Source organism: Kosakonia sp. N21 (genome assembly GCF_050587465.1).
In the GTDB taxonomy this organism is placed as follows: Bacteria; Pseudomonadota; Gammaproteobacteria; order Enterobacterales; family Enterobacteriaceae.
The window spans coordinates 437,068-449,797 of the sequence record NZ_JBOBHR010000004.1; the positions used below are offsets into that span (position 1 = coordinate 437,068).

Annotated in this window: 8 protein-coding genes; 3 read left to right on the forward strand and 5 right to left on the reverse strand. The window is 57.3% G+C overall.

Features of this window, described 5'->3' with window-relative positions; translation table 11 throughout:
* The first annotated feature begins 6 nt into the window (after positions 1-6).
* Positions 7-1,698 (forward strand): methyl-accepting chemotaxis protein, encoded by a 1,692-nt coding sequence (locus tag ACQ3G7_RS12310; protein ID WP_430889995.1) that lies wholly within the window; start codon positions 7-9, stop codon positions 1,696-1,698.
* A gap of 148 nt (positions 1,699-1,846) precedes the next feature.
* Here ACQ3G7_RS12310 and ACQ3G7_RS12315 read toward each other — a convergent pair whose 3' ends face one another.
* From ACQ3G7_RS12315 to ACQ3G7_RS12330, 4 genes are all read right to left on the reverse strand, one after another.
* Entirely contained in the window at positions 1,847-2,527 is a 681-nt protein-coding gene (locus tag ACQ3G7_RS12315) for a DUF2076 domain-containing protein (RefSeq protein WP_430889996.1), read from the reverse strand.
* A 143-nt stretch (positions 2,528-2,670) separates the two neighbouring features.
* A complete protein-coding gene (locus tag ACQ3G7_RS12320; RefSeq protein ID WP_430889997.1) occupies positions 2,671-5,052 on the reverse strand; it encodes a glucose/quinate/shikimate family membrane-bound PQQ-dependent dehydrogenase in 2,382 nt (793 codons plus the stop codon).
* A 256-nt stretch (positions 5,053-5,308) separates the two neighbouring features.
* A complete protein-coding gene (locus ACQ3G7_RS12325) occupies positions 5,309-7,606 on the reverse strand; it encodes an FdhF/YdeP family oxidoreductase (protein ID WP_430889998.1) in 2,298 nt (765 codons plus the stop codon).
* Positions 7,607-7,745: 139 nt separating this feature from the next.
* Complete coding sequence (locus ACQ3G7_RS12330) at positions 7,746-8,669, reverse strand: LysR substrate-binding domain-containing protein (protein WP_430889999.1); 924 nt, start codon at positions 8,667-8,669, stop codon at positions 7,746-7,748.
* A gap of 300 nt (positions 8,670-8,969) precedes the next feature.
* On the opposite strand from ACQ3G7_RS12330, the gene hglS reads away from it, so the two are divergent.
* Together hglS and ACQ3G7_RS12340 are read left to right on the forward strand one after the other, a co-directional pair.
* Entirely contained in the window at positions 8,970-10,313 is a 1,344-nt protein-coding gene (gene hglS / locus ACQ3G7_RS12335; protein ID WP_430890000.1) for a 2-oxoadipate dioxygenase/decarboxylase HglS, read from the forward strand.
* Between the two features lie 42 nt (positions 10,314-10,355).
* Positions 10,356-11,870, forward strand: a complete 1,515-nt coding sequence (locus ACQ3G7_RS12340) for a carboxylesterase/lipase family protein (protein ID WP_430890001.1) — start codon at positions 10,356-10,358, stop codon at positions 11,868-11,870.
* On the opposite strand, the gene ACQ3G7_RS12345 is transcribed toward ACQ3G7_RS12340, so the two are convergent.
* Entirely contained in the window at positions 11,857-12,708 is an 852-nt protein-coding gene (locus tag ACQ3G7_RS12345; RefSeq protein ID WP_430890002.1) for a LysR substrate-binding domain-containing protein, read from the reverse strand. The genes ACQ3G7_RS12340 and ACQ3G7_RS12345 overlap by 14 nt on opposite strands.
* Between the last annotated feature and the right edge of the window lie 22 nt (positions 12,709-12,730).

Consider the following 12,730-nt stretch of genomic DNA (forward strand, 5'->3'; position numbering starts at 1 on the left):
ATAGCCATGGATAACAAAGCAGCAATGCAAAAAACACAAGGCATTGGTTTTATGCACAATATTCGCCTGGTTCCCCTGTTTTCAGCCATTCTTAGCGGCATCTTAGTGCTGTTTGCATTAAGTTCCGGTCTGGCGGGCTATTTCCTGATGCAAGCCGATCGCGACCAGCAGGATGTGACGCAGGAAATTCAGGTACGCATGGGATTATCTAACAGTTCTAACAATTTACGCATCGCACGTCTCAACCTGATCCACGCAGGTGCGGCCAGCCGCATCGCCGAAATGGATGATATGAAAAAAAACGTGGCTGACGCAGAAAAGCGTATTAAACAGTCGCAGGATGGTTTTAAACAGTATATGGAACGTTCGGTAAAAACCCCGGCGGACCAGGCGCTGGATGATGACCTGACCACCCGGTTTAATGCCTACATCGCGGGCATGCAACCGATGCTGAAATATGCCAAAAACGGCATGTTCGAAGCCATTATTAACCACGAAAGTGAACAAGCTCGCGTGCTGGACAACACCTATAACGAGGTGTTGCTGAAAGCTATTCAAATTCGTACTGAACGTGCACAGCATTTAACTGAAGAAGCGCACAGCCGCACACAGCTTGGTCTGATGTTTATGGCGGCGGCGTTTGCTTTTGCGCTGGTGCTGACCGTGATCACCTTCACCGTTCTGCGTCGCGTGGTCATTAACCCGCTGCAACGTGCTGCGCAGCGCATCGCGCGTATTGCCTCCGGCGATTTGACCGTCGCGGACGAAGCTGCCGGTCGCAGCGAAATCGGTCGTCTCAGCAGTGACCTGCAGGCAATGCAGCATTCACTGGTGACGACCGTCTCCACGGTTCGCCAGGGCGCTGAAGAGATCTATCGTGGTACCAGCGAAATCTCCGCCGGTAATACCGATCTTTCCTCCCGTACCGAACAGCAGGCGGCGGCAATTGAAGAGACGGCAGCCAGCATGGAGCAACTGACCGCAACGGTGAAACAGAACGCCGACAACGCCCACCATGCCAGCAGCCTGGCGCGCGATGCCTCCGGCAAAGCGACCAAAGGCGGGCAGATTGTTTCTGGCGTCGTGCAGACCATGGGCAATATCACCTCCAGCTCCCGTAAAATCTCTGAAATCACCGCAGTGATTAACAGTATCGCTTTCCAGACCAATATCCTGGCGCTGAACGCCGCCGTGGAAGCCGCACGTGCGGGTGAGCAGGGGCGTGGGTTCGCCGTGGTAGCGAGTGAAGTGCGTACGCTGGCCAGCCGCAGTGCGCAGGCCGCCAAAGAGATCGAAGCGCTGATCAGCGACTCCGTTAGCCTGATTGAACAAGGCTCGGGTGAAGTGGTGGCCGCAGGCGAAACCATGGGTGAAATCGTCACGGCGGTCAAACGCGTGACCGATATCATGCTGGAGATTGCCGCCGCTTCTGACGAACAGAGCAAAGGCATTACGCAGGTCAGCCAGGCGATCACTGAAATGGATAATGTGACGCAACAGAACTCCTCCCTGGTGGAAGAGGCTTCTGCTGCTGCTGCATCGCTGGAAGAGCAGGCCGCGCGCCTGACTGAAGCGGTGGGGGCATTCCGTCTGAGTGGTGCAGCGCCGCAGCGTAGTGCATCATCGTCGTCAACGCCGAAAGCGTTTAAATCGCAGCGTCCTGCGCTGGCGAACGGCGATAACTGGGAAACGTTCTGATTGCCTGACCCGAAACATGAAAGAGGCCGCAAGGCCTCTTTTTTTTCGTCGAATCATTCAGGCAAACACCGACGGTTTCCGGCTCCGGAAAGAAAAATGCCACCGGGCATTACTGCCAGTGGCATTTTATCCTCAACGACACGGATGATTAAATAAAGCTGTCATCATCGTTGCTGTAGTCGTTGTCATCGAAATCATCATCCTGATAGTTGTCGTTATCCGTTTGGTACGGATCGTTACTGTCGAGGAAACGCGTGTCGGAAACATCGTTAAAACGGTCGTTCTGTCCTGCATCAAAAGGCGTACCGCCTGTGGCCGTCGCGGGCTCTTCAATGATGTTGACGATCTCTTCCGGACGGGATTGATGGAACATACTGGTCAGCATCTCGGCAAGCACCACGCCGCCCGCAACGCCCGCTGCCGTTTGCAATGCGCCCGCCATAAAACCGCCGCCGCGTGGCGTGGAAGCCGCCGGGCGCGCATAGTCAGGCGCGGGTTGCGGCGGTGGGGTCCAGTTATTTTCCGGTTGTGCGCTCTGGCTCTTACCGCCGCCGAACAACCCGCCGAGGAAGCTACCACCCGTTGATGACGCTTTGCTTTTTTGCGCTGCCAGCTCGCTTTCCAGCTCCTGAACTCTGGCTTGCAGACGTTTCAACGCCGCTTCCTGAATCAAAATGGATTGCGCCATATAGTAGGGCGCTGCAGGCTGCTGCTTAACAAACTCCGCAATTTGCCGATCTGCGTCAGCATCCCGTTGGCTGTTCTGCTGCTCAGTCTGTTTCAGGCGCTGAAAAAGGCCGTTGATAAGCTGCTGTTCTTCATATTGCATGGCAATAACCTTCCGGTCGCTGTGATGGATATGATTGAGTTTATCAGTGCCACGAATACGTGTCTGGCGAGTGAAATGTTTGTTTAAGATTGGTTGCAGCGATGACGTAAAAAAGGCCCGAACCGTCGGGCCTTTTACACCCTTTACGACTTATCGGGTAACGCATAGGCAATGATGTAATCACCGCGATCCGGCGACTGTCGCGCACCGCCCGCATTGATAATCACATATTGCTTGCCGCTCTTCGGCGATATATAGGTCATCGGGCCGGACTGGCTGCCCACCGGCAGACGGTCTTTCCAGATCTCTTTCCCGGTGGCGGTATCAAACGCGCGCAGGTAGAAATCTTGCGTACCGGCAAAGAATAGCAGGCCGGATTGCGTGGAGAGCGATGCGCCCAGCGTTGGCATCCCGATGGGGATCGGCATATGCATGCGGATGCCTAACGGCCCGGTATCCTGCACGGTGCCAACCGGCACCTGCCACACCAACTTGCCGGTGGAGAGATCCACTGCCGACATCGTACCGAATGGCGGTTTCTGGCACGGAATACCCAATGGCGACAGGAAACGTTCGCGCATTGCGCCAAACGGCGTACCGTCCATTGGCACAATCCCCATCTCGATGCCGCTGGCGTTTTTCGCCACATTGGCGCGCGGCACCATGTAGTTCGCCAGTCCCAGACGCATGTCGTTCACAAACATCAGATGATTGTTCGGATCGACCGACACGCTGCCCCAGTTCATCCCACCCAGCGAGCCAGGGAATTGCAGGGCGCGATCGAGCCCCGGCGGCGTGTAAACGCCCTGATGGCGCATGGCTTTAAACGCAATGCGGCACATCAGCAGGTCAATCGGGGTTGCGCCCCACATGTCGGACTCTTTCAGGGTCTGGTTACCAATCATTGGCATCCCCACAGAGTACGGCTGCGTAGGAGAGTAGCGTTCCCCCTGCACATGGCCTGCCGGAACCGGGCGCTCTTCCACTTTTGCTACCGGCTCACCCGTTTCGCGGTTGAGCATAAAGATCATGCCCTGTTTGCTGGTCTGCACCAGCACCGGGGTGGTATGGCCTTTACCGTCCGGCAGATCGTAAAGCAGCGGCTGCGAAGGCAGGTCGAAGTCCCACAGATCATGGTGCGTGGTCTGGTAGTGCCAGCGCACTTTGCCGGTGGTCGCATCAACAGCAACCACCGATGAGCTGTATTTATCGTCCAGCGCCGTACGTTCGCCAGCCCAGAAATCCGGTGTGGCGTTGCCGGTCGGCAGATAGATAAGGTTCAGTTTGGCGTCATAAGACATCGCCGACCAGACGTTCGGCGTACCGCGCGTATAGGTCTGGCCCTCCGGCGGTAAACCGGTTATGTCCGGGTTGCCCGGATCCCACGCCCACGCCAGTTTCCCGGTGTGCACGTCATAGGCGCGTACCACGCCCGGAGGTTCGCCGGTGGAGAAGTTATCCGCCACGCGACCGCCGACCACCACCACATTTCCGGCCACCAGTGGTGTGGAGGTTTGCTGGTAGTAACCCGGTTTGATGTCACCCATGCCAACGCTGAGATCGACAATGCCATGCTCGCCAAAGTCATCACAGGCGCGGCCATTGTCGGCGTTAATGGCGATCAGGCGCGCATCGGTGGTTGGCAGGAACAGACGGCGAGGGCAGGCGGCGGGTGCATTGTTCTGTGCCGGGGAAGCCAGCGCACCGCTATCTTCGTAGTAGCCCAGACCCCGGCAACGCTGCCAGTTTGGTGCGGTGGCTTTTGCGTCGTAACGCCATTTTTCCTTGCCGGAGTCGACATCCAGCGCCAGCACTTTGCTGTACGGAGTACAGACATACAGCGTGTCACCAATTTGCAGCGGGGTGTTCTGATCTTCCGCCCCGGAGCCGTTGCTTTGCGGAATATCGCCGGTATGCGCAACCCATGCCACCTGCAACTGGTTGATGTTCTGCTTGTTGATCTGATCCAGCGCCGCGAAGCGATCGCCGTGGGTGGTATTGCCCCAGTGTTTCCAGTCCTGCTGCGCGGTGGCTTGCGTAACCGGTTTGACCGGAACCTGCTCCGTTGATGCCACCACGTTCCAGGTCTTAAACATCCCGCCCGCGCTCACCAGCAGCAGAATTGCCAGTACGCCCGCCAGGCTGAACGATGATTTACGCAGCGGTGTTGCGCTGTGTTGCGCCCGCATCAGCGGCCACAGAAGAGCGGCGAGGAATGCCAGCACGCCAAAGGTGAACAGGCGCGAAAACAGCGGCCAGAATGACCAGCCGGCGTCGTTAATCGCCCAGATAATGGAGACGATAAACGCCAGGGCATATAACACGATGCCGCTGCCGCGGTTTTTAATGATCAATCCTGCGGCGATAAGCATCACGATGCCCATCACCAGAAAGTAAAGACTGCCGCCGACGGCGACCAGCTTGTAACCGAGGATGCCGATAGCCAGACCGATAACCATCATCAGTATGACCAGTAACCACTTCAGGATACTGACGATCCCGCGTGGCGTGCTGCCAGATGCCATGACGTTCTCCTTAAAACACACCCGTCCTTCAGCCGTCGGGGTTAACCCATGCGAACCAAATGGATAATTCTCAAATGGGTATTGTTCTGAATGAAAGTGTAATTACCTTCTTTTTCGTAATGTGAAGCACAAATATGGATGCGTATGAACCATATGGTGAATCACAGGTATGATAAAACTGTTAAATTGTTTTACGCAAATGTTAAGAACTAAGATCGCATTAATTGAGAACGCCCGCAGAACGCGGGCGTGAAGGTCAGGCAATTCGCAGGGTATCGCGGGGCTGTGCCGGGGTTATGACAACCGGAATAGATTTGGACGTCGGGGTGCCGGTACCGTCGCCAAAACGGGTCAGAGGAACCAGTGGGTTCGTTTCCGGGTAGTAAGCCGCCAGATTCCCGCGCGGGATGTTATAGGCAACGAGGCGGAAATCTTCTACCCGGCGCACAATCCCGTCAGTGGAGCGGGTTTCGATATTTACCCGATCGCCGTCCGCTAACCCCAGCGACTGAATGTCGTCCGGGTGCATAAACAGCACATCGCGCTGTCCGTAAACGCCACGGTAGCGATCATCAAGACCATAAATAGTGGTGTTGTACTGATCGTGAGAGCGCAGGGTTTGCAGAATAAATGGCGCGTCCGTTTCCGGGCAAACCGACTGCGGCAGCGGTGCGGCGCTGAATTCCGCTTTACCGGAGGGCGTGTTAAAGCGCAGATCGGCTGCGGCGTTCCCCAGCCAGAACCCGCCAGGCTCTTCGCAGCGGGCGTTGAAGTCCTGAAAACCAGGCAGCGTGGCGGCAATGTGATCGCGGATCAGGTTGTAATCGTCTGCCAGCGCCAGCCAGTCCAGCTTGTCTGTACCGAGAGTGGCGTGCGCGATCCCGGCGACAATGGCCGTTTCAGAGCGCTGTGTTGCCGCCAGCGGTTTACCGATCCCTTCCGAGGCATGCACCATGCTGAACGAGTCCTCCACCGTCACAAACTGGCGGCCCGTTGCTTGCCTATCCTCTTCGGTGCGCCCCAGCGTTGGCAGGATCAACGACTGTTTGCCTGGCATCAGGTGGCTGCGGTTCAATTTGGTGCTGATGTACACCGTCAGCCCGCAGCGGCGCAGTGCTTCGCAGGTGAGCGGCGTGTCCGGCGCGGCGGCGGCAAGGTTACCGCCTAAGGCGATCAACACTTTCACCTCGTCACGCAGCATCGCCTGAATGGCATCCACCGTGTGGTGGCCGTGCGCGCGCGGGGGCTCAAAATTGAAATGGCGGGCGAGGCTGTCCAGCAGTGCTGCCGGGGGCTTCTCATCAATGCCCATCGTGCGGTTGCCCTGCACATTACTGTGGCCGCGTACCGGGCAGAGTCCCGCGCCAGGTTTACCCAGATGACCGCCCAGCAGTTGCAGGTTGGTGATTTCACGCACCGTGTCCAGCGAGTGTTTATGCTGGGTAATGCCCATTGCCCAGGTGCAGATCACCTTTTCGGCCTGCTGCCAGACGGCCGCGGCATCGCGCAGTTGTTGTTGGTCTAAACCGGATTGCTGTTCAATGGTGCGCCAGTCGGTGGCGTCGATTTGCGCAAACCATGCCTCAATACCCTGGGTGTGCTGTGCAATAAAGGCGTCGTCGAAGATCTCCGGTTCACCGGCCGCAAGGCGCTGGCGCTGAGTCTCCAGCAACGCTTTGGCGATCCCGCGTACGGCGGCCATATCACCGCCCAGATTCGGCTGGTAGTAAGAGGAGCTGATCACGCCTGCCATCGGGGTCACTACTTCCAGCGGTTTTTGCGGGTCGGCAAAACGCTCGAGGCCGCGTTCACGCAGGGTATTAAAGGTGACGATCCGTGCGCCGCGATCGGCGGCATGGCGCAGGCTGTGCAGCATGCGCGGGTGGTTGGTTCCGGGGTTTTGCCCGAACACAAAAATGGCGTCCGCTTTGTCAAAGTCGGCCAGATGAATCGTGCCTTTACCGACGCCAATGCTGCGTTTTAACCCCGCGCCGCTTGCTTCGTGGCACATATTTGAACAGTCAGGAAAGTTATTGGTGCCGACCATACGGCCAAATAACTGGTAAAGATACGACGCTTCGTTACTGGCGCGACCGGAGGTGTACAGCTCCATCTGGTCCGGGTTATCCATCGCCCGAATATGCTCAGCAATCATCGTCAGGGCATCATCCCAACTCACCGGCTCATAGTGATCGGTTTGAGGGTTGTAACGCAGCGGTTCGGTCAGTCGCCCCTGGTACTCAAGGAAGTAATCACTTTGACGGGTGAGGGCGCTCGCGCTGTGTTGCGCAAAGAAGGCGGCGTCAATCTGCCGACGGGTGGCTTCCCAGGTCACGGCCTTGGCGCCGTTTTCACAAAAACTGAAGGTGCTTTTATTGTCATCGCCCCAGGCGCAGCCAGGGCAGTCAAAGCCGCGGGCTTTATTCATGCGCAGCAGGTTGCGCATATTTTTGAGGGCATTTTTGCTGTCAATAACGAAGCGTGTGGTTGCTTCAAGCGAACCCAGACCACCGGCAGCAGCGTGGTAAGGTTTGATAGCCGTTTTGAATTTCATCTGTTCTTCCGGAGACGGATTGTTACAGCGTTAGTCTAATTTGCGTAACAACAACCCTTAATCAACAACTCCTTTTATCACACAAGTAACGTAATGTTTACCTTTTGCGCAACAAGAAGCACAGATCGCCATGCCAGGATTACCCCGGCATGATTTTCCGAATGGCGCTAATCAGCGTATGGGCTGCCGGGGGAAGCGGCGTATCGACACGCGTGATAATGCCGATCGGATCGCCCACGCCCGGTGGCGCAATGGGCAGCGCCACCAGGGTACCGACACGCAGATCGTCTTTTACTGCACCGGAGGGCACAAACCAGACATAGTCATGATCGACCGTCAACTGGCGCGAAAGTGACGCCGAAAGCGTCTCAATACAGCCAGATGGCAACCGGCAGTTTTGACTGCTGAGCAGATCTTCCGCGTTTTGTCGCGGTACCGTGCCTTCCGGCAAGACCACGACTGGCCATTCAAGCACGCGGCTGAGCGTCACGGTGGTTTGCAACAACGGGTGACGAGGGCGCACCACCAGTTTCAGCGACTCCAGAAACAGCAGTTCATAATTCAGCCCGGTCATCAGTTCCGGATCGGACATGCGCCCAATGCCGAGATCCAGTTCGCCGGACTTCAACCCGGCCAGCAGCATCGGGTTATTGGCGGTGGCGACCTGAATGGTGAGGTCCGGTTGCTGTTTATGTAGCTGACCAATCACACCGGGCAAAATGCCCAGTGCGGCGGTCGGTAACGCGCCGATGCGGATCACATCGGTTTTTTGCTCATATTTGTAGTTCAGTGATTGCCCGGCGATATTCACCGCGTCCAGTACGCGGACCGCATGGGTGAGAAACTGCTCGCCCACCACCGTCAGTTGCGCCCCCATGCGTCCCCGTTCAAATAGCCGTTTCCCGGTCAGTTGTTCCAGTTCGTTAAGGGTTTTCGACAGTGCAGGTTGGCTCAGGTTAAGGGTTTCAGCCGCGCGCCCCAGCGTTCCCTGTTGAGCGACGGCAACGAAAGTATGTAAATGGCGCAGACGTATGCGCTGTGAAAACAGGCCGTTTTTTTCCATAAGATGATGTTAAAAACTGAGCGGAGCCGGTGACAAGTAAGTTTGTTTAATTTTGATAACTTGATAGCAAACTATTATTAACATTTAATCTCTTTGAGTTACAAACGGATTTTCTCCGCAATGTGACGTAACCAGCAGGTTGGTGTGGTTTTGTCCGAATTGTTTTTCATAAGCGGAGGTTATGCACCGGGGGCGCAAAGCGTGCGCGTTTTCAGCCACGATCACACTTTGTAAATTTCCCGACACGGTGGCGAAAGGCCTTTCTACACTCCAGAGAGAGACCTCTGGAGGACGAATAATATGACGTACAGCATCACGGCTGATGATATTCGCGAACAATTTTCACAGGCCATGTCAGCAATGTATCAGCAGGAGGTTCCACAGTACGGCACATTGCAGGAACTGGTTGCCGATGTGAACCTGGCTGTGCTGGAGCACAACCCCCGTTTACACGAACAACTGGCCAATGCCGATGAGCTGTCCCGACTGAATGTTGAGCGTCACGGTGCGATCCGTGTGGGCACAGCGCAGGAGCTTTCCATGCTGCGGCGGATGTTTGCCATCATGGGCATGTATCCGGTCAGCTATTACGATCTCTCGCAGGCGGGCGTGCCGGTGCATTCCACGGCGTTTCGCCCGGTTGACGACGCGGCGCTGGCGCGCAATCCGTTTCGCATTTTTACCTCGCTGCTGCGTCTGGAGCTGATTGAAGACCCGGCGTTGCGCAATAAAGCTGCCACCATTCTGGCAAAGCGCGACATTTTTACCCCGGCCTGTCGGCAACTGATTGAACTGCATGAGTTGAATGGCGGGTTTACCCCGCAACAGGCGCAGGCATTTGTGCAGGAAGCGCTGGAAACCTTCCGCTGGCATCGCCACGCCACCGTGGATGAGCAAACCTACCTGGCGTTGCACCGCGAACATCGGTTGATTGCCGATGTGGTCTGTTTTCCCGGTTGCCATATTAACCACTTAACCCCGCGTACGCTGGATATCGACCGCGTACAGGCGCTGATGCCGGAATACGGTATTGAACCGAAGATCCTTATCGAAGGGCCACCGCGGCGTGATGTGCCGATCCTGCTGCGCCAGACCAGTTTTAAAGCGCTGGATGAACCGGTGCTGTTCAGCGGCGAGCACCAGGGAACGCATACCGCGCGTTTTGGTGAAATCGAACAGCGCGGTGTGGCGCTGACGGAAAAAGGCCGGGCGCTGTATGACCAGTTATTACTGCAAGCCGGAACGGGGAAAGACAACCTGACGCACCAGCTTCATTTACAAGAGGTGTTTAAAGCGTTTCCGGATAGCGAAATGTTGCTGCGCAAGCAAGAACTGGCATGGTTTCGCTATCGCCTGACGCCGACCGGCGAAGCCCATCGCAAGGCGATCCGTCCCGGAGATGATCCGCAGCCGCTGATCGAGCGCGGGTGGGTGGTCGCCCAGCCGATCACGTATGAGGATTTTCTGCCGGTGAGCGCCGCCGGGATCTTCCAGTCTAATCTGGGAAATGAAACGCAAGCGCGCAACCACGGCAACGCCAGTCAGACGCAGTTTGAGGACGCCCTGGGGTGCCCGGTGCTTGATGAGTTCACGCTCTACCGCGAGGCTTCCGAACGGAGCAAACGACGTTGCGGACTTCTGTAAAACAGGTACTCTGCCAGAAATCAGTTCTTTCTGGATGTTGTTATGGAAAATCCTTCAGCCCCACTGGCCCAGACCCGTCAGGGCCTGGTGATGGGGTGCAGTGAAAACGCCTGTCATGTCTGGCGCGGTATTCCCTTTGCCGCACCGCCTGTCGACGCCCTGCGCTGGCGTGCGCCGCAACCTGTTGAACCCTGGCAGGGGGTGCGCCTGGCGGACCGTTTTTCTGCCGCCAGCTGGCAGAACAGTGAATACTGCCAGCAGATTGGCGGCGGCGATCCGGGGCAGTTCTCTGAAGATTGCCTCTATCTGAATGTCTGGTCTCCCGCCCGCCGCGACAAACGGTTGCCGGTCATGGTCTGGCTGCATGGCGGTGGTTTTACTATCGGTTCCGGCGGGCTGCCGCCTTACGACGGTCAGCAACTGGCCGCGCGCGGTGTGGTGCTGGTCACCGTCAACTACCGGTTGGGGCATCTTGGCTTTTTCGCGCATCCGGCGCTGGAGCAGGAGCAAGCGCCGGACGCGCGCATCTGCAACTTCGGTCTGCTCGATCAAATTGCCGCGCTGCGATGGGTCCAGGAGAACATTGCGGCCTTTGGCGGTGATGCCAGCAATGTCACGCTGTTTGGCGAATCCGCCGGGGGGCGTAGCGTCATGGCGCTTATGGCCTCGCCGCTGGCGGAAGGGCTGTTTCACAAAGGCATCATTCAGAGTAGCTATACACTGCCGGATACGCCGCGAGCGAGTGCGCTGGCAAAAGGCGAGGCGATCGCCGCCCATTTCGGGCTGGAAAATGCCAGCGCGGAACAGTTGCGGGCAATCCCGGCACAGGCGTTCTGGCCGCTGGTGGCCCCGCTGAAAATTGCCCCGGCGCCCATCGCGGGGGATGCCGTCTTACCGGACTCTACCCTGGAGGTCTTCTTTGCCGGTCGCCAGCACCCGCTGCCGGTGATTATCGGTTCCAACAGTGACGAAGCCAGCGTGATGGCGGAGTTTGGCGTTGATCTTGCCGGGCAAATCGAGAAGATGCGTCGCGAACAACGGCTTGGTCTTGGGCTGATCCGTTTACTCTATCCGGGCGTGAGAGGCGATGCCGAACTCGGCAGGCAGGTGTGCCGCGATATGGCGTTTACCACGCTGGGCCTGGTGGTGATGCAAGCGCAGCAGCGGGTCAGACAGCCATGCTGGCGTTACTGGTTTGATTATGTTGCTGAAGCCGCACACGATACCTATGCCAATGGCGCGTGGCATGGCAATGAAGTGCCGTATGTCTTCGATAATTTGCACTTGTCAGAGCCATCGTGCACCTATGTGAACGATCGCGACAATGCGTTTGCCGCACAGATCGCTGACTACTGGGCGCAGTTTGCGCACGTCGCCAGCCATAAGACGGAGGTATTACAGGGGCCGGTTCGCTGGCTGGCCTGCGTGCGCGGACGCGACCGTTTGTTACGCATTGGATTGAATAAACATGCAGGATTTCGCCTGGTTAATCGCTTTATGCGCGCCCGTTTGAGCTTCTTTCGCCGGGTGATGCGCCACCACGTTAAGCTGGATTGATCCCCAACAACCCCTGTCGGAAGGCCGCCAGCCCGGCGGCTTTATTGTGTGATTCGCGCAGCACCAGCCGGTAACTGGCTCCGGTCTTTACACTGCGGGCAAACGGGCGCAGCAGCCGCCCGGCGCGAATATCTTCCTCGACCAGCGTTTCGTCGGCAATGGCCACGCCAAGCCCCTGAATGGCGGCGGTGATCGCCAGATCCATGGTGTCGAAGTGTTGATTTTTTCTCATGGCGGGCTGAAACAGCTGTTGCTTCGCCAGCCACAATGACCAGTCGGTTTTGTCCCGTGTCGGGTGCAGCAGCGTCGCTTTTTCCAGTGCATCATGATGTGAATAGTCCGCGCTCATAACCGGGGTCAGCGCCTCTTCAAACAGCAGATCGCCCGCGCTCAATTGCGTCCCGAATACGATGGCGGCGTCATAAGGTTCTGTTTTGAAGTTAATGGTGTGATCGGTGGTGGTGGTCAGCGCGATCTGCAATTCCGGATAACGGTGTTCCAGCTGCACCAGGCGCGGTACCAGCCAGCGCATGGCGCAGGTGGGGGACTTCAGCCGCACCACCGTTTGTTGGGCCCGCGCCTGATCGGCCGCCATTAGCAGATGATCAAACGCGCTGCGCAACTCCGGTAATAGCGCGCTGCCCTGTGGCGACAGGTGCAGCCCGCGGGCATGGCGCTCAAACAGCGGAAAGCCAAACCAGGCTTCCAGCGTGGCGATTTTGCGGCTGACTGCGCCTTGCGTCAGGCAGAGCTCTTTGGCGGCATGGGTCAGATTCAGATGGCGTGCGGTGACCAGAAACGCGTCAATGGCGTTGAGCGGCAGGGTACGGTGCGACATGGCGGCTCCAGCTATGCAATTT